Source organism: Bacillus sp. FSL W8-1202, assembly GCF_038006165.1.
Classification (GTDB): Bacteria; Bacillota; Bacilli; order Bacillales; family Bacillaceae; genus Bacillus; species Bacillus subtilis.
Genome location: NZ_JBBOUR010000002.1, coordinates 40,498 through 58,750, shown reverse-complemented (window position 1 = coordinate 58,750; position 18,253 = coordinate 40,498). Strand labels below are relative to the sequence as shown.

General features: G+C 45.7%; 19 protein-coding genes. 5 read left to right on the top strand and 14 right to left on the bottom strand.

The window, feature by feature from the left end:
• Positions 1-65: 65 nt before the first annotated feature.
• On the bottom strand, positions 66-539 hold the full coding sequence (locus NSQ09_RS20355; RefSeq protein ID WP_003219361.1) for an S-ribosylhomocysteine lyase: 474 nt from the start codon (positions 537-539) through the stop codon (positions 66-68).
• A gap of 128 nt (positions 540-667) precedes the next feature.
• Here NSQ09_RS20355 and yidD point away from each other — a divergent pair, with 128 nt between their 5' ends.
• Positions 668-895, top strand: coding sequence for a membrane protein insertion efficiency factor YidD (gene yidD / locus NSQ09_RS20350; RefSeq protein ID WP_003229076.1), 228 nt, complete (start codon positions 668-670; stop codon positions 893-895).
• Here the strand turns inward: yidD and NSQ09_RS20345 are convergent.
• Together NSQ09_RS20345 and NSQ09_RS20340 are read right to left on the bottom strand one after the other, a co-directional pair.
• Entirely contained in the window at positions 892-1,455 is a 564-nt protein-coding gene (locus NSQ09_RS20345) for a beta-class carbonic anhydrase (protein ID WP_003229074.1), read from the bottom strand. The two genes, yidD and NSQ09_RS20345, sit on opposite strands and share 4 nt — an antisense overlap.
• Positions 1,456-1,548: 93 nt before the next feature.
• Entirely contained in the window at positions 1,549-1,797 is a 249-nt protein-coding gene (locus tag NSQ09_RS20340) for a type B 50S ribosomal protein L31 (RefSeq protein ID WP_003219346.1), read from the bottom strand.
• Between the two features lie 205 nt (positions 1,798-2,002).
• Here NSQ09_RS20340 and NSQ09_RS20335 point away from each other — a divergent pair, with 205 nt between their 5' ends.
• The 3 genes from NSQ09_RS20335 to NSQ09_RS20325 are packed head-to-tail and all read left to right on the top strand — an operon-like array spanning position 2,003 to position 4,630.
• Positions 2,003-3,334, top strand: coding sequence for a cytochrome ubiquinol oxidase subunit I (locus tag NSQ09_RS20335; RefSeq protein WP_341032579.1), 1,332 nt, complete (start codon positions 2,003-2,005; stop codon positions 3,332-3,334).
• 43 nt (positions 3,335-3,377) lie between these two features.
• On the top strand, positions 3,378-4,418 hold the full coding sequence (locus NSQ09_RS20330; RefSeq protein WP_017695444.1) for a cytochrome d ubiquinol oxidase subunit II: 1,041 nt from the start codon (positions 3,378-3,380) through the stop codon (positions 4,416-4,418).
• Between the two features lie 53 nt (positions 4,419-4,471).
• Positions 4,472-4,630 (top strand): DUF1540 domain-containing protein, encoded by a 159-nt coding sequence (locus NSQ09_RS20325; protein WP_014480632.1) that lies wholly within the window; start codon positions 4,472-4,474, stop codon positions 4,628-4,630.
• Between the two features lie 18 nt (positions 4,631-4,648).
• Here NSQ09_RS20325 and mntD read toward each other — a convergent pair whose 3' ends face one another.
• From mntD to NSQ09_RS20275, 10 genes are all read right to left on the bottom strand, one after another.
• Positions 4,649-5,536 carry a manganese ABC transporter permease MntD gene (gene mntD / locus NSQ09_RS20320; protein WP_017695443.1) on the bottom strand — a complete coding sequence of 296 codons (888 nt, stop codon included), beginning with the start codon at positions 5,534-5,536 and terminating at the stop codon, positions 4,649-4,651.
• Complete coding sequence (gene mntC / locus NSQ09_RS20315) at positions 5,526-6,833, bottom strand: manganese ABC transporter permease MntC (RefSeq protein WP_064627443.1); 1,308 nt, start codon at positions 6,831-6,833, stop codon at positions 5,526-5,528. Before mntC ends, mntD begins: the two co-directional genes overlap by 11 nt.
• A 5-nt stretch (positions 6,834-6,838) precedes the next feature.
• Positions 6,839-7,591, bottom strand: a complete 753-nt coding sequence (gene mntB, locus NSQ09_RS20310; protein ID WP_017695441.1) for a manganese ABC transporter ATP-binding protein MntB — start codon at positions 7,589-7,591, stop codon at positions 6,839-6,841.
• 18 nt (positions 7,592-7,609) lie between these two features.
• The gene (gene mntA / locus NSQ09_RS20305) at positions 7,610-8,530 is read right to left on the bottom strand and encodes a manganese ABC transporter substrate-binding protein/adhesin MntA (RefSeq protein WP_041337039.1); all 921 of its coding nucleotides are present in this window, start codon (positions 8,528-8,530) and stop codon (positions 7,610-7,612) included.
• Between the two features lie 279 nt (positions 8,531-8,809).
• Positions 8,810-9,925, bottom strand: a complete 1,116-nt coding sequence (menC, locus tag NSQ09_RS20300) for an o-succinylbenzoate synthase (RefSeq protein WP_003229057.1) — start codon at positions 9,923-9,925, stop codon at positions 8,810-8,812.
• Complete coding sequence (locus NSQ09_RS20295) at positions 9,922-11,382, bottom strand: o-succinylbenzoate--CoA ligase (RefSeq protein WP_017695439.1); 1,461 nt, start codon at positions 11,380-11,382, stop codon at positions 9,922-9,924. Before NSQ09_RS20295 ends, menC begins: the two co-directional genes overlap by 4 nt.
• Positions 11,383-11,472: 90 nt before the next feature.
• On the bottom strand, positions 11,473-12,288 hold the full coding sequence (gene menB / locus NSQ09_RS20290; RefSeq protein ID WP_003229054.1) for a 1,4-dihydroxy-2-naphthoyl-CoA synthase: 816 nt from the start codon (positions 12,286-12,288) through the stop codon (positions 11,473-11,475).
• A gap of 34 nt (positions 12,289-12,322) precedes the next feature.
• On the bottom strand, positions 12,323-13,147 hold the full coding sequence (menH, locus tag NSQ09_RS20285; protein WP_041337037.1) for a 2-succinyl-6-hydroxy-2,4-cyclohexadiene-1-carboxylate synthase: 825 nt from the start codon (positions 13,145-13,147) through the stop codon (positions 12,323-12,325).
• Positions 13,135-14,877: a 2-succinyl-5-enolpyruvyl-6-hydroxy-3-cyclohexene-1-carboxylic-acid synthase gene (gene menD / locus NSQ09_RS20280; RefSeq protein WP_341032574.1), complete on the bottom strand. Its 1,743-nt coding sequence runs from the start codon at positions 14,875-14,877 to the stop codon at positions 13,135-13,137. Before menD ends, menH begins: the two co-directional genes overlap by 13 nt.
• Positions 14,874-16,289: an isochorismate synthase gene (locus NSQ09_RS20275; protein WP_017695436.1), complete on the bottom strand. Its 1,416-nt coding sequence runs from the start codon at positions 16,287-16,289 to the stop codon at positions 14,874-14,876. Before NSQ09_RS20275 ends, menD begins: the two co-directional genes overlap by 4 nt.
• A gap of 288 nt (positions 16,290-16,577) precedes the next feature.
• Here NSQ09_RS20275 and NSQ09_RS20270 point away from each other — a divergent pair, with 288 nt between their 5' ends.
• Entirely contained in the window at positions 16,578-17,297 is a 720-nt protein-coding gene (locus NSQ09_RS20270) for a yteA family sporulation protein (RefSeq protein ID WP_041337034.1), read from the top strand.
• 8 nt (positions 17,298-17,305) lie between these two features.
• Here NSQ09_RS20270 and NSQ09_RS20265 read toward each other — a convergent pair whose 3' ends face one another.
• Entirely contained in the window at positions 17,306-18,124 is an 819-nt protein-coding gene (locus tag NSQ09_RS20265) for a UTP--glucose-1-phosphate uridylyltransferase (protein WP_041337033.1), read from the bottom strand.
• Positions 18,125-18,253: the final 129 nt, after the last annotated feature.

Below are 18,253 nucleotides of genomic sequence, written 5' to 3'. Positions count from 1 at the left end.
TACATAAAATATGAGACGTCACAAAAAAGACCTTTTTGCTTATGCGCAAAAAGGTCCTTTCTATTTTAGCCAAATACTTTTAGCAATTCTTCTTTATCCTGTGAAAGCCAGAAACGCATTAAACGTTTAGCGCCTTCCAGATCATGAAGCTTCGCTTGGCCGCACTGCTTTTCATTCGCAGCTGGTATTTCTGTAATCTCTACCGCTTCCTTCATTGTGTCTTCAAGCAGATCAACGATTTCCGCTGATGTCGGCTCTCCGCTCACAACTAGATAATAGCCTGTCTGGCAGCCCATTGGAGAAATATCAATGATATCAAAATGATCGTATTTCTCAGCGTGAGAACGAATCGTAAACGCGAGCAAATGCTCGAGTGTGTGAATGGTGTCAGGCTTCATCGCCTGTTTATTTGGCTGGCAAAAACGAATGTCAAATTTATTTACAACGCCGTCTGTTCCCACTTTATGCACGCCGCAATGTCTTACATATGGAGCAACAACCGCATTATGATCAAGCTCAAAACTTTCTACTGAAGGCATAATGGCACTCTCCCCTTTTTTAAAAATGTAATTTCATTATAACATACTTTTCCGATAAGAATTATTGATTAACTTTTCAATCTGTGTTTTTTTTCTTATACTTGCATCAGAAAGGTTGCTGAAGAAACATGAAAACCCTATTCATCGCTCTGATCAGAGGATATCAAAAATTCATCTCGCCCCTGACACCGCCAACGTGCCGCTTTTATCCGACCTGTTCCCAATATGGAATCGAAGCGATTAAAACACATGGCGCTTTAAAAGGCGGATGGCTGACAATCAAACGGATTTTGAAATGCCACCCGTTCCATCCGGGAGGAGTCGATCCCGTTCCTGAAAAGAAACAAAAACATTAATTGTTATAACCGTTTACGATAAGATCCAGTTTTCCGGTTTTAGGATCAATGACTAAGCCATGGACCGGAACGTTTTCAGGGAACAGCGGGTGATGTTTAATAACATCTACGCTGTCTTTCACACTCGCTTCCACTGAATCAAAGCTTTTAAACCATTGATCAAAGTCTACACCGGAGTACTTTATTGTTTCGATGCGTTCTTCCGGAATCCCTCTTGCTTTGATTTTTTCAAGCATGCTTTTGCTGCTGATTTTGCTCATGCCGCAATCGTGATGCCCGATCACACACACCTCATCTGCATTCAGCTCGTACACTGCGACGAGTATACTTCTCATGATGCTTCCGAATGGGTGTGTCACAAGCGCACCGGCACTTTTAATGATTTTCACATCACCGTTTCGCAAATTCATCGCATGCGGCAGCAGTTCAACCAGACGAGTATCCATGCAAGAAAGAATCGCCATTTTTTTATCTGGAAATTTTGATGTTTGATACTTTTCATACTCTCTTTGTTCAGTAAATGTCTTGTTAAATTCGAGAATATCATTTAGAAGACTCATGTTCGTTGTCCCTTTCTATTCTTTTTACTCTTCAATATATCACAACCCTTGTTTATTCGTCATAATAAAAAAAGACAAACCCTCAGGCCTGCCTTATTTCCCCATGTTATAGCGTTTTTTGAACTGCTCAACTCGTCCGCCTTTTTCATTGAATTTCTGGCGGCCTGTATAAAACGGATGCGTGTCAGAGCTTACCTCTACTTTAATGACAGGATATGTGTTTCCGTCTTCCCACTCTGCTGTTTCATTAGATGTTTTCGTAGAGGTGCTGAGAAAACGGTAGCCGCTGTTGACATCCTGAAATATCACTTTGTGGTTCTTCGGATGAATTCCTTCTTTCATGTGAATCTCCTTTCAATAAATCGTAATAATTACGTTTTATTTTATAACCTTACAAACGTTTTGTCAATCTTCTTATATCCTTCCCTCTGTTTTCACATCGTAAACCTCATGGCATTTAAGAATAGGAAGAATAATCTAACCGAGGAAGCAAATAATAAACCCAAAATACATACAGAACGTCTTTTTAGAAAGGTGGTTTACGATTGTGGATGATTTAGTTTTGGCCAGAAGCCTCTTTGGCACGACAATGGGCTTTCATATTATTTTCGCAACGCTTGGAGTCGGTCTCCCGCTCATGATTTTAGTGGCGGAATTGATCTATCAAAAAACGAAAGATGACCATTATGCGATCATGGCGAAAAGATGGACGAAAGCACAAGCCGTTTTGCTGGGGGTCGCCATACCGACCGGAACGATCGCGGGCACTCAGCTCGCGCTTTTATGGCCGGGATTTATGGAAGTCATCGGCCGGGTGATGTCCCTGCCATTTCAAATTGAAATCTATGCTTTTTTTGTTGAAGCCCTATTCATGTCGATTTATGTATACGCTGCAGACCGTTTGTCACCTGCAATGAGGATTGTTGCTGTTTTCTTTGTGTTAGTCGGGGCAGCAGCATCCGCTGTTCTGATCACGAATGTTCACGCTTTTGAAGGTACGCCCGCCGGTTTTAAAATTTTAAACGGAAAAATTACTGATGTTGACCCGTGGGCCGCGTTCTTCAATCCAAGCTTTTTTATCACTGCGGGCCATGTCGTTTTATCCGCGTTTATGACGGGAGCGTTTATCGTGGCTTCTGTGGCGGCGTATAAAATGATCCGGACGAGGAAAAAGGAAAAGGTCTATCGCTTTCACCGGAAAGCCCTTTTGCTCGCACTGACGATCGGCGGTATTTTTTCATTGCTGACCGCTTTGAACGGACATGAATCTGCACAGATGCTGTACGAATACCAGCCCGAAAAATTAGCCGGTGCGGAAGGCCTGTTTGAAACAAGATCCCATGCCCCGCTCGCTATCGGCGGTTTTACCGACCCGAATGAAGAAAAAGTAAAATGGGCAATCGAGATTCCATGGGCTTTAAGCTTTTTGGCAGCGAACCGTTTTGACACTGTTGTAAAAGGATTAAATGCATTTCCGAGAGATGAATGGTCGCCGCTTTTCATTCACACGCTGTTTAATGCGATGGTCGGTGTAGGCATGCTGCTTATTCTTTATTCCATTATCGGTGTGGTCTGGAGAAAGGTGCTCAAGAAAGACCGTTTCCCAACGTGGCTTTTGGTCATTTTCATGACAGCAGGCCCTTTTAGTCTCATCGGCATTGAATTCGGCTGGATTTTCGCATGTACGGGGAGGCAGCCTTGGGTCATCTATCATCTGCTGAAAACGTCAGATGTCGTAACAACGACTGGCTCGATTGGGCTGCTGTTCTTATTTTTCACATTTGTTTATGCCGTGTTAGGCGCAGCTGTCGTCTACGTGCTGCTGTATTATTTCCGCAAGCACCCGGTTGACGAAGATTTAAATACAGCGGAGTCGTAATGGCTCCGCAAACAGGAAACCAAATGGAAGGAAGATCGTACAAATGGAGATTTCAACTGACGCTCTGATCGCCATCTCAATTATCTGGGGCTTTGTGTTTATTTACGCCGTCATGGCGACAATGGATTTTGGAGCGGGATTTTGGTCTATGATCTATTTAAACAAGGAGCATATGAAGGCCACCGATATTGCGAATCGCTTTTTGTCCCCGACTTGGGAGGTCACAAACGTCTTTATTGTGGCCATCGTCGTGGCGCTTTTCAGTTTTTTCCCCGGCGCGACATTTGTGCTCGGCACCGTTTTATTAATTCCCGGAAGCATGATTTTACTGCTTTTAGCGATTCGAAGCGGATTTCTCGTGTTTTCAAATACAGCAAAGGAGCGGAAAACGCTAAGATATATTTCCGGCATCTCCGGCTTTATCATTCCTGCTATTTTAATTTTGGTGCTTCCTGTGACACACGGAGGGTTTATAGAAAAAACGGATGGAATCTATAACTTAAATATGTCTAAAATCTTTTCAAGCCCCAACGCCTATTCATTTATCGGGTTTGCGATTTTAAGCACCTTATTTTTGTCCTCGCTGCTGCTTGCAGATGTTTCAAATGTGGCAGAGGAACAGGATGCGTACCGAGCCTACAGAAAAAGCGCCCTGATTACCGGCCCGATTTCACTGTTGTTTGCTGTATGCATCATGGTGACAATGCGGAATGAAGCAAACTGGCTGTACAGCGGAATGATGAATGATTTTACTTGGATTATTGCATCGTTCATCACATTTGTCATTGCTGGAATCGCTCTTTTTCTGCCTAACAAATGCTTTGGGCAAAACATCGGAAAACCGCGGCTTGCACTTGTCGCGATTGGGATACAGTATTTTCTCGCAAGCTACGCTTACGGGCGGGCGCATCTTCCGTATATGATTTATCCCGATGTGACAGTCATGTCAGGCTTCACAGAGCCAGCAACGTTCAGAGCGCTGTTTGCAACGTATATCGTTGCATTTATCATTCTATTTCCGGGCTTCTTTTTCTTCTGGAAAATGTTTATGCGAGATAAACGCTATATCCGCCAGGAGGAATAGAGGGCAAGCCAGCCGGCTATACTAATCCAGAACCTTTATAAGGAGGGGATGGCATGGAGCAGAAAATTCTATGTGAGGTCAACAACTGTTCTTATTGGGGCAAAGGTAACAAATGCACCGCTGATACCATTTATGTTGTCAGCCATACTGGTGAAACGGCTGAAAACAGCCGGGAAACAGACTGCAAAACGTTTAAGCCGCATGATTTATAATTAAAAGAAAGAGCTGCATCAGCCAGCTCTTTCTTTTTGCATGTTGAGTGTTCTCAACTTTTTAGTCATGACCCCGTTTGCAGGTGAAAACAAAAAGGCGCTTGCATAACATACACCTGTCATGGCCGCCATCGCTCCTGAAATCGAAACATTAAGCCACGTTGCGAAGAAATAGCCCATGACCGCCGACAGCCCGCCAATCAACGCGCTGAGAATCAGCATATAAAGAAGCCGGTCTGTCAGCAAATGTGCCGCAGCAGGCGGAACAATCAGCATGGCCACAACCAATACGGCACCCACCGAATCAAAGGAAGCAACAGTTGTCAGGGACAGCATGCCCATTTGCACGTAATGAATGAGCAAAACCGGTATTCCCAAGGCTAAGGCCATTTGAGGATCAAACGAAGCGATTTTAAACTCCTTATAGCACACACTGATCAACACTACATTTAAAACCAGAACAGATGCCAGCATCCAAAACGCTTTCGGCCCAATATCAACCCCCAATACCGTCACCGTATTCCACGGCACAAAAGCGATTTCTCCCATTAACGAGTGCTCAATATCGAGATGGACATTCGCTCCATACACAGAAAGCAAAATAACCCCGATTGCAAATAAGGATGTAAACACAACTCCTATGGCAGCATCTGATTGAACCCCCTTGCTATGAAGAAGCTGAACCAAGAAAGCCGTTAACAGACCGGTTGCGGCTGCGCCAATAAACATATAAATCCCATCGAGACTTCCCGTCACTAGAAAAGCGCCGACAATGCCAAGCAACACTGTATGACTGATTGCGTCGGCCAGCATCGCCATGCTTCTCAGCACAAGAAATGTGCCGATCAATCCGCAGCTTACACCGACTAATACACCGGTAGCTATAATCCATGCTTCAAAACTCATTCGCGATCTGTCCCTTCTCAGCATCATGAGACACTTTTCGAAGCTCAGGCATCCGTCCATACAGCTTTAAGAGTGAATAAAGCCGCTCTCTCGTTTCTCTCGGTAAACGGTCCGGGTCAAAGCAGTCCTGATCGGATTCTATATTGGCAAGTTCCATTTCATGCATGAGATACACTTCATACATCCGCTGCTTCAAAGCTGTGTGATAGCCTTTTTCAATCCCTTTGCTTGTGATTTGCCAAACCCCATTTTCGATACGTTCAATGCACCTCTCTTGTTCCAAGTCATTTAATGCCTTAAGGCATAATGAAGGGGATAGGCGTCTTTTCTTTCTTACACTTTCAACAGTTACACAAAGATTTTTCTTTTCATACTGTTCATAAATCGCCAAAAGCACTTGCTCCCTGCTTGTTCTGCGCCGCAGCCTCATCAGCCTTATGGCTTTAGCAGCCAATCCCCGCTTAGGCGCGCAAATCATTGAAACAAGAAAGAGCAGCGTTGCAGATAAGATCATTAATGGCCCTGTCGCCATTCCCTTCATCGTGGTGCTAAGCAGGGTTCCGGCCACGCCGCTGACCCCGCCTGTAATCCCGGCAATGACGATCATCCCGGTTAATCGTTCGGTCCAATATCTCGCAGCTATGGCAGGTGTAATCAGCATAGCCGCCATTAATATCACACCAACAGTCTGAAGCCCAATGACGACAGCACAGACAATCAGACAAGCCAAAAGCCCGTTTAAAAAACGCACCGGGATTCCTAATCCCTTTGCAAACGCGAGATCAAAAGTAATCAATGTAAATTCCTTAAAGAAAACAATACATAGGAGCAGCAGAGCAGCGGATATTCCTGCAATAAGGATGATATCCTGCCTGACCAATGAAGCAGCCTGGCCGAATAAAAAAGAATCAAGCCCGCTTTGGCTTCCCGCCCCCTGTTGCTGAATATATGTCAGCAGAATGATCCCGACGCCAAAAAACACAGAAAGAACAATCCCGATCGCCGAGTCCTCCTTTGTTTTTGAAAGCCGAGGAATCAGCTGAATACAAAACGTTCCGAGCAGTCCGGCGAGCGCTGCCCCCAGCAAAAAGAAAGGCAGTGATTTTTGCCCGGTGAACAGAAAAGCGAGACACACTCCCGGCAGAGCTGAATGGGCCATCGCATCGCCGATTAAACTTTGCTTTCTCAGCAGCACAAAGCTGCCCAAAACACCGCTTGCCGTCCCGAGCAAAAGCGTACCGGCCAGCACCCACTGTGTATTCGGATGCTGAAGCTGCAGCCACAAACTTTCAAACATTGCGCTCACTCCTTATGTCCTTCTGCCAGCACTTTATCTTTTAAAAACGTAAGCCTTCCTCCATATGTTTTTTGCAGGTTTTCGATCGTAAAAACGTTTTCCGCCGGTCCGAAAGCGATTTTCCTTAAATGAAGCAGTAAGATCCAATCGAAATAATCCTCGGCGGTCTGCAGATCATGATGGACGACAAGCACGGTTTTTCCTTTTTCTTTGAGCTCTGCCAACAGCGTCATAATCGCGCGCTCCGTCGCTGCATCAACACCTGCAAACGGTTCATCCATAAAATAAATGTCAGCGTTCTGGCAGAGTGCCCGGGCAAGAAACACCCGCTGCTGCTGTCCGCCTGACAGCTGGCTGATTTGCCTCTTCGCATAATCATGCATCCCGACTTTTGTTAATGCGGCCTTCGCCATCTCCACATCCGCTTTCTTTGGCCTCTTTAATAAACCGATTCTCCCGTATCTTCCCATTAGGACGACATCGAGCGGGCTTGTGGGGAAATCCCAGTCAACCGAGCCGCGCTGCGGAACATATCCGATTCTGGTCCGCTGATCCTTATAGTCTTTGCCGTAAATAGAGATGTCTCCGGAAGCTCTGGGCACAAGACCGAGAATCGTTTTGATCAAGGTTGATTTTCCCGCGCCGTTTGGGCCGATAATGCCAATAAGTTTTCCTTCAGGCACCTGCAGCGAAATGTCCTGCAGTACAGGCTTTTTATGATAAGCAACCGTCACATTATCAAGCTCAACAGGGAACATATCCTCCACCTCTTTTCTTTATTTAAGCGCTTTAGTAATCGTGTTGATATTGTGGCGGAACATTCCTTCGTATGTGCCTTCTTTTGTGTCCTTTTCACCCATGGCATCCGAATAAAGCTGACCGCCGATTGTGACTGTATGGCCTTTTTCTTTAGCGCCTTCCACCACTGCATTGATTGATTTTTCAGATACACTGCTTTCTACGAACACAGCTTTTATTTGTTTTTCTGTCAGAAGATCAACCAGCTCCTGAACATCCCTTAATCCATAGTCCGAATCTGTGCTGAGTCCCTGCAGGCCTTTTACCTTAAATCCATACTCATTCCCAAAGTACGCAAACGCATCATGAGCAGTCACAAGCACACGGCTTTTCTCCGGAATATGTGCGATCTCCTTACGCGACCACTTATCTAAATATTGCAAATCTTCTTTGTACTCTTTGGCATTTTTCCGAAAGGCATCTGCGTGCTGAGGCATTGCTTTGCTGAATTGCGCTTCAATTTCATCCACCGCATAGATCCATAACGGAATGCTGAACCAGACGTGGGGATCAAACGTCTTGCCTTCCCCCGCGGGAATAAGCTTATTTTTCGGAATGGCCTCAGCTACTGCCGCCGATTGTTTTTGTTCGCCGATTTTTTGGAGGACATCCTCCATTTTCCCTTCCAAATGCAACCCGCTGTACAGAACAACATCGGCAGACATTAATTTTTTCGTGTCACCTTGGGAAGCTTTGTAAAGGTGCGGATCAACCCCCGGTCCCATTAAAGAGGTGACTTTTACATGCTTACCTCCGATGTTTTCTGCTGCATCGGCAATTTGAGATGTTGTCGCTGTCACTTGTAATTGCTGATCAGCGCTTTTTCCGGCTGAATCCGTTCCGCATCCCGTTAAAGCAAAGGTCGCAAAAAGTACTGCTGCCATCAGCCCTTGTCTCATATTTCTCCTCCTCTTTGCCATCAATGTCCGATTGTTTTATCTTATGTTGTCAGTTCTTAGACATATGACATTAAATTAGCCAAAAGCATGTTTTATTTACACAGGACAAAAAGTTTCCCTTATGCAAAATTATCGCGTTTGGCCATTTTTGTCAAGCTGATTTACATAAAAAAACCGGCTGGGTCAGCAGCCGGTCCAAACGAGAAGGGATGTATTCAACGAACACTTTTACTGTAACAGCACAGTGTCATTTATTCAAAATAGCAAAATGCTTTTTTCTTAACCATGCTGTGTGAAAACATCCATTTTGGTCACATATTTTCGCATAATATCTTGGTTTACCTCAACCCCTAAACCAGGCTGTTTTGACACAGAAATAAATCCATTATCAATACGAATATCAGGAGTTACAATATCTTCATCCCAATAGCGTGAGGATGAAGATATATCGCCAGGTATTGTGAATTGAGGCAGTGAAGCAAGCGCCACGTTCTGCGCTCTTGATATGCCTGTTTCCAGCATTCCTCCGCACCAAACCTGCATATGATGCTCTTTGCATAAATCATGAATTTTTAAGGCTTCTGTTAAGCCGCCGACACGAGAAGGTTTTATATTAATAATTTTGCAGCTTCCTAGCTCAATCGCCCGTCTCGCATCATCAACTGAACAAATGCTCTCATCAAGGCAAATGGCCGTTTTCAAATGTTTCTGCAGGTGGCGGTGGTCAACGATATCGTCAGCTTGGAGCGGCTGCTCAATCATCATTAAATGATAGTCATCAAGCTCCTTTAAACGGCTGATATCCTTCAGTTCGTAAGAGGAATTGGCATCGGCCATAAGCGGGATGTTTGGGAATCGGCTGCGGATGGCCTTGACCAATTCCACATCCTGCCCAGGCTGAATTTTAATTTTTATTCTTTGATAACCTTCTTTTTGATAGCTCTCAATTTCCTTCAGCATATCGTCAAGAGGCGCCAGGCCGACTACCACCCCGGCAGGGACTTTATCTCTTGTTCCGCCCAATGCCTCAGCAAGGGATACGCCCTTCTTTTTGGCATAAATATCCCATACAGCCGATTCAAGTCCCGCTTTTGCCATCCGGTTTCCTTTATACCGCGCCAGGCTGTCCGGCACTTCTGAAGGATGATTGAATTCACGGCCGACGACATTTGGGATAAAAAAATCTTTTAGCATATGCAAACATGTTCCAATGGTTTCCTCGGTGTACCAAGGCGAAGAGAAAGCGGAAACTTCTCCCCAGCCTGTGACACCTGATGTATCAATGGCTTCCACGATCAGAAATTTACGCTCTTGAAGCGTTTCGATACTGTTTTTAAACGGTTTCTTTAAATTCATGCTCAAATGGTAAAGCGTGATTTTTTCTATTTCGATCATAGCAGTTCTCCTTTACGCGCATCCTTCAGCTGTTTTCGCAAGAGCTTATTAGACGCATTGCGCGGCAGGCGGTCAAGCACAAAGAATTTTGCCGGAATTTTATACTTCGCCAAGCGTTCTTTGCAGTAGGCAGTCAATTCTTCTGCGCTCACAGGCTTGTGAAGGACAAGATAGGCGTGAGGCACTTTCCCCCATTTTTTGTCCTCAGCCCCTGAAACCCCGGCTTCGGCCACAGCGGGATGTGAAAGCAGCACTGACTCCACTTCGGCCGGATAAATGTTTTCTCCGCCGGATATGATCAGATCTGAACGTCTGTCTAATACATATAAAAAGCCTTCGCTGTCCAAATAACCAAGATCACCTGTTTTCAGCCAGCCATTTTGAAAAGAGGCTTCGTTTGCGCTCTCCCGGTTAAAATAGCTTTTCATGACATTCGGGCCTTTGACCATGATTTCACCGTGTTCAAACGGTTCACATACCTGTCCGTCCCGCTCTATTTTGATTTCACACGAAAACAGCGGTTTCCCCGCAGATCCGAGCTTTTCCATACTGAATTCCGGCGACAGGGTAACAATTTGCGAGCATGTTTCTGTCATTCCATATGACTGAAAGACAGGGAATCCTTTCTCACGGCATTCCTCAAGCAATGGCAGCGGTGCAGGACCGCCGCCGAGAAGAATGCATCTGATGGATTCAGGGCAGCGGTTTGTTTCTTCCAAAAGACTGGCCAGCATAGTCTGCACCGCAGATATCATTGTCACTTCATGCCTGTTGATAGAATCCAGCACATCGCTTACGGAAAAACGCTGGTGAAGCACGACAGTCATTCCATAGATCACAGATTTAAATAATGCGGACAATCCGCTGATATGAAAGAGCGGCAATGCGATAAGCCAGCGGTCTTGTTCTGTTATACCCAAATTAAGAGCGGACGACACCGCACTGAAATAATGGTTTCCGAACGTTTGCTGAACTCCCTTGGGCTTTCCTGTCGTACCCGACGTATACATCAGCGTTGCCGTTGCATCCATTTGCATATAAGCCTGAATCTCAATTTCCTCTGCTGCTTCTTTCATCAGTTCATCCACATCAATCGTTTGAACGATGTGTTCATATTCTTTCTTCTCAAAGCTTGAATCTGTCAATAAAAAGCCGGATCCCGAATCCTCCAGCTGAAACACCCTTTCATGTGTTGACAGCTTCGTATTCAAAAGCACCGCCTTAACACCAAGCAAAAAACAAGCGTGAACGGCGTATACCATTTCTGCACGGTTTTGGAGCAAAATAGCCGCAGTATCCCCTTTCCGAACCGAATGAGCGGCAAGCTGTGCCGCCATTCGCTTAGACGCGGCAAATAATTCTGCAAATGTCACTGTTTGGTCTCTATAGATGAGAGCGATTCTCTCAGGTGTCAGCTGTGCCCGCTGCATGAGCCAGTTAGGCTGTTCTGTCAGCATGTCATCATCTCCGAGGTAAAATGTCTGTATTGAAAAGAAAACAGCTTGGACCGCAAAGTCTCAAGCTGTTGGTTTACTAAGTATTGCTGATCACGGGAAACGAGGGAACTGTCCGAAATCAGGTTTGCGTTTTTCCTTAAAGGAATCACGGCCTTCTTTTGCTTCATCTGTTGTGTAGTAAAGAAGGGTAGCATCCCCTGCAAACTGCTGAATTCCAGCAAGTCCGTCTGTGTCCGCGTTAAACGCAGCTTTAAGAAAGCGCAGTGCGGTCGGGCTTTTTTCAAGCATTTCTTCACACCATTTAATCGTTTCTTCTTCAAGCTGTTCCAAAGGAACGACTGTGTTGACAAGACCCATGTCCAGTGCTTCCTGTGCGTTGTACTGACGGCATAGGTACCAGATTTCACGTGCTTTTTTATGTCCTACAATTCGAGCCAGGTAGCCAGAACCGTAACCTGCATCGAAGCTTCCCACTTTAGGGCCTGTTTGTCCAAAAATTGCGTTGTCCGCAGCAATTGTCAAGTCACATACGATGTGAAGCACATGGCCTCCGCCGATCGCATATCCGGACACCATCGCAACAACCGGTTTCGGGATGACGCGGATTAAACGCTGAAGATCCAATACGTTAAGACGAGGGATCTGGTCGTCTCCTACATATCCACCGTGGCCGCGCACTTTTTGGTCTCCGCCAGAACAAAATGCTTTGTCCCCTGCACCGGCAAGCACGATAACCCCAACGTTTTGGTCGTCTCTTGCGTCAGCAAACGCATCAATCATTTCAGCAACCGTTTTAGGGGTAAACGCATTATGTACCTCAGGTCGGTTGATTGTTATTTTTGCAATGCCATTATACGTTTCATACAATATCTCATCGTATGTCCGTTTTGTTTTCCATTCAGCCATATGATGACCTCCTTTTATTCTCTATGTGAATGAGTCAGATGCTTGTCAAAAACTCACTCACTATTTTACCAAACAATCGCGGCTGTTCCACATGGACCGTATGTCCTGCTTTTGGAACAATCTCTATTCTACTAGAAGGAAGCATCTTATGCACCTCTTGATTGATGGCGCAAAATTTTTCGTCCCACTCCCCGCAGATCAGAAGCACAGGAACATCTATTTCCTCTACACGGCTCCAGAAGGAAGGCTGTGAACCGGTGCCCATGCCGGTTAAACTGTTCGCAAGCCCGATCTTATTGTTCCGCAGACGGCCCGATCGTATCCTGTGCCGAATATCTTCAGCCAGCCTCTGCTGAGATGAAAACAAAGGGATATTCTCCCAATACGCAACAAACGCTTTGAGCCCGTCTCTTAAAATAAAATCAGCAAGCTTCCGGTCCCGCATAATTCGTTCCCGCCGTTCCCCAAGTGTTTTGAGCCCCGGCGTCGTGCTTTCAAGCACAAGTGCCGATACCCGCTCGGGATATGTCATCGCAAAAGAGTAAGCAAGCCTTCCTCCCATAGAATACCCAATCAATTTCACTTTGTGAAGTTTTAATTGATTCAAAATCTCGGCAAGGTCAGAAACTTGCCGGCTTGTGCTGTATCTTTTCCCATTCAGCGGGGCATCCGTTTCCCCATGCCCTAAACAATCAATTTTGATCAAACGTGAATCAGACAGCATCTCATCAAGAAAAGTCCATGATTGTTTGCTGCCGGTAAACCCGTGCAGACAGACGACGGCTTCGGAAGCATTCGGTCCCTCGTCTGCCACTGCATATCGGACACCATCTGATACCGTTATGTTTACAGTTCCCATTGTTTTTTCACTTCCCGCACAGCCTCATTCAGCATATCGCGATGAAGCTGGACTCTTGATTGGCGATCCGTTTTGATTTCAATCAAATGGAGTCCGGGCTTGTCTGCCTGCGGCGCGTAAGCTGTTTTGAATTCATCCCAAGAAGCCGGGCATGAATACGTTCCGCCGTAAAGTGCAGCCGCATGCTTGAAATCGAGCCCTGTCGGTGTGCCGAACAAATCTTCAAAGTGTGTCTTTTCAGAAGCCTGCGGCAAAAAGGAGAAAATCCCTCCTCCGTCATTATTGACAAGAATCACAGTAAGAGGAATACCCAGCTTTTTGGCCGCCAGCAGGCCGTTTAAATCGTGATAAAAAGATAAATCTCCAATCACAAGGGTAACAGGCGCTTTTGTTCCTTCACATACCCCCATGGCAGAGGAGACGACACCGTCTATCCCGTTTGCTCCCCGGTTTGAATAAATCCGGAAAGGGCGGTCCTGCTTTTCAAAAAACGTATCAACATCCCTGATCGGCATGCTGTTTCCCACAAACAGCGAGCTGTTTTCAGGCACAAGATGCTGAAGGATTCGATAGAGATTGCCTTCAAACGAAACATCTTCACTGCTGATTGTTTGCAGATGCTCGCGGAACCGCCCATTGACAAACTGCCACTTTTCCAGCCACTCTGAGGATCTGGCAGCAGCAGTAAGGCCTGCCATGATCTCCTCAGCAAAAACAGACGCATTACAATGAATCATATGCGCGCTTACCTGCGTCGGATCTCTCCAGCCTCCATCCTCGTCAATCACTATTTGCTGAATCGCCGGATCATCCTTAAGCCATAAGAAAACCGGTTTTGAAACAGGCATCGGTCCAAACCGAATGACAACATCAGGACGAAGTTTCCGCTTCAGCTTATCATCTTTTAAAAACGAATCATACGCATCAATAACAGTGCTTTTATCATGAACACCATTCCGCAGATTAGACAGCGGATCCGCTAAAATTGGATACTGAAGCGCTTTTGACAGCGTAATAATGTTTTCCTTATCCGCATCACTATGGAGCTCTCCGCAGACGATCATTCCTTTTTCAGCCTCTGCGAGCATCTCAGCCACATCAGACAGGGACTCGCGGTCAACAGACTGCGTACCCGTTTTCACAGACACATGACGGCCTGTTCTCATTCTTCCAAACGGCTCATCTGAAAGATCCGGCATCAGCGGTTCGCGCAGCGGCACATTCACATGGACAGGCCCCATCGGGCGCTTTTGTGCTTCTCCGGCAGCGCGGCTTGCCAGCGTTCGGATGTATCTCAGCATTTGCGGAGACTCTTCAGGAAGAGCAGAGTCTGTGAAAAACTTAACAAAGTTACCGAATAAGAAGTGCTGATTAATAGCCTGCGGTGCGCCTACTTCGCGCAGCTCATGAGGCCGATCAGCAGTTAACACAATAATAGGCACCCTTGAATAATGGGCTTCAACCACAGCCGGATAAAAGTTGGCCGCGGCTGTTCCAGATGTACAGATCAATAGTACGGGACGCTGCTTCGCTTTTGCCAAACCTAAGGCAAAAAATCCGGCAGATCTTTCATCAATTTGGACATGGACGCTGATATCGGGATGCGCGGCACAAAGAACAGCCAGCGGTGTAGATCTTGAGCCCGGACAAACGACGGCGTCCGTAATTCCGGAAAGGGCGAATTCATCAATAAAACTTCCGATGTAATGAGTAATCGGGTTGACTGTCAACGCCTCTCACCTCCTAATGCAGAGATCATCGGCTTCAATTTAATCTGTGTTTCTTCATATTCCGAGATTGGTTCCGAGTCTTCCACAATACCGCACCCGGCAAACAGCCTTGCTGCGCTTCCTTCGATGAGCCCTGAACGAATGGCTACCGCGAATTCCCCGTTATCCTGGCTGTCAATCCAGCCGATAGGGGCCGCATACCAGCCGCGAGACATCGGTTCAATCTCCCTGATCACGTCAACAGCTTTTTCCTGAGGTGCTCCCCCAAGCGCCGGAGTGGGATGCAGCTTCTCAATTAAGTCAAAAATCGATGCAGACTCGCGCAGCTGTCCGACAATCGGCGTAAACAGGTGCTGAACGCTTTTTGTTTTGTACAAAACAGGTCCATCAGGCTTTTCAACTTCTGAACAGCTTGATACAAAAGCATTATGAATCATACCTACCACAATATCATGCTCAAGCAGGTTTTTCTCATCGTTTAATAATTCAAGGCCTATCCGGCGGTCGTCTTCTTCATTCACGCCTCGTTTAATGGAGCCTGCCAGACAGGAAGACATGACAGTGCCGCCGTCTCTTTTGATCAGTCTTTCCGGAGACGCGCCGACAAAAGTTTTGCCTTCTTGTTCAATTGCAAAAACATAGCTTGTCTGCTGATCGTCCAGAAGCGTTTTAAGCACCGGTTCAATTTGGATTGGACCGTCAAACGTGAGCAGCAGCTCTCGGGCAAGAACAACCTTATCATATTGTTTCTCTTTAATTTGGCTTGTGGCCGTTTCGATTGCTTTCAGCCAATCATCCTTATCCAGCTCTTCGGCTGCTGCCATCACAGCCTGATCTTCTTGCTTGAAATCGGGAACCATAAATTCCGCCGCAAAAGCTTTTAAACCTTCTAAAACAGCTTCTGCGTCTTCTCCTCCGCTTACCCATCTGTTAACTGTTAAGAACGGGCCTTCAGCAGTCATCGTCAGCATAAGCGCAGGCACAAAGAAATCCCCTTCCGAGAAATGGTCCCATTGTGAACCTCTTTCTTCGCAAGGGTCAAAAGAAAATCCTCCAAATAACACAGGTCCCACTGCAGAATGCTGCAGCTTTTCTTCTTCATAAATATGAAAAGCCGTCTTTTTAAAGCGCTCCCATTGTTCAAAAACCTCACGATACCGCTCGCTGTTTTTTTGATTTGTCTGGAAAACCGCTTCTTTGCCAAGACCGACTATTGTCAATTCACTTTCAGGATCTGACCAAAAAAATCGATTGCCTGTATATTTTTTTGCTCCGTAATTGAAAAATGATAGAGGGTCAAGAGACTCGATTTGTCTCGAATAGCTTATTAAGACAGCATGGTTGACTTCTTTGGCTTTATGTAATGCATGTAGAACTTCCTTTCGGAACGTACGCTGCACCGTTGTCACCATGAGACATTCCTCCATAATCCTTAAAATGCTTTTAATACCATACACCTGTGTCTCCTTTGTGTCAAACACAGATCATGCAGTCCAAATGGCCTGCCTTACCTATTATAAACCTAATTTCAGAAATGAAAAAGAAACAAAGCTTAAATTTCTTTCTCCACTGATAGCAAAGGTTGTATCCGCTTACCATAAAAGGAAAACCTCCTATATTCCTCCACCCGCCTTTATGAAATTTCTCAGGCGATCTGTTCATACTAAAGGTATGCATCACAGAGAAACGAGGCGATTACATTGCTTACGAAAGAACAGCTTCAGCATTTAAAAAATGAACTCGAACAAACAAAAAAAGATATCTTAAACCGTTTCAAAGACAATGACCATTTTCAGCTCAATTCAGCCTTTCCTTATGATTCGTGGGGTGAGCTTTCGGCATACGACAACCATCCCGGCGATCAGGCGACAGAACTTTACGAGCGTGAGAAAGACATCGCTCTAGACTTGCATGAGAGAGAACACCTTCGGGACATTGAGCATTCATTGAAGGCGATAGAAAACGGTACGTATGGCATTTGTGAAGTCAGCGGAGAGGAAATCCCTTTCGAACGACTTGAAGCGCTTCCGACTGCCACAACCCTCGCGGAGTATTCGTCACAGGACGTTGTTTCCAAAGACCGTCCGATTGAAGAAGAAACACCATTCGGGCAATTTGAATTTGATGATGATGAAGAAATCAGAGCGCCATATGACAGTGAGGATTCCTATCAGGATGTCGAAAAATATGGGAACTCACAAACGCCGCAGGATATGGAAAACCCTCCGCTAAGCTATGACGATATGACGATGAATGCCGAAGAGAATATCGGCAATACGGAGTCTTACGAAAATTTCATCGCTACAGATATCACTGGAAAAGAAATTACCGTTTATCAAAGCAGAGCCCATGAGCGCTATGAAGAAGAACTTGACGAAGAGGGAATCATGACCACATTCGGCGATCTCCACGCTGATTGAACCCCCGATTATTGGGGGTTCTTTTCCGTTTTCAGCATATCGTAAATCAGCTTCAGATAATCCTTTTGCAGGCCGATATCATACCGCTCGCCCTCTAGCAATTTCCCGTATACGGCACATGCCCCGAGCGAAGCTTTTATCGCATCCGTTACCTGCACTTCTCCTCCGCTGTCAGCTTCTAATGCCTCCAGCTCATTAAAAATATCCGGTGTGAAAATATAACGCCCTGCTGCGGCAAAATGAGACGGAGGGTTTTGTTTAGGCTTTTCCACAATATCCTGGATGCGATAAAGCCCTTTTTCAACAGGCTCCCCTTTTATCACCCCGTAATGATGTAAATCCTCCGTTTTTGTTTCTTTTAAGCCGATTACACTGGACTGATATTTCGTATACGCTTCAATCAGCTGCCCCAAAGCCGGCTGATTGGCGGAAAAAATCAGATCATCTGGCAAAACGACTGCAAAAGGCTCTCCGCCTGCAAATTGCTTTCCGAAACAAATGGCGTCACCAAGACCCTTTGCATAAGGCTGGCGCACATAGTGAATCCGTATATCCGGAATGGGATGCTCACTAAGCAAATGCAGTTTATTCTTAGAGGCCAAAAAAGCCTCAAGTGCCAAAGAGGAATCAAAATAGTCGACAATCAGATTTTTATGGCTCGATACAACCATCAAAATGTCCTCAATGCCTGACTCCTTTAATTCTTCAACAAGATAATGAATCACAGGCTTAGACCCTACCGGAAACATTTCTTTCGGAATCACCTTCGTCACCGGCAGATTTCTCGTGCCGAATCCGCCTGCAGGAATGATCGCTTTTTTTATCATGTCATTTTCCCCTCAGCTCATGTTTATTACATGATATTCCAAGAGCGCATCCCGATGTTTGTACATCTGAAATTAGGCGGAAGCAACTGGGCAGAAAGCGGAATCACGAACCAGCCCTTTTTTAATAGG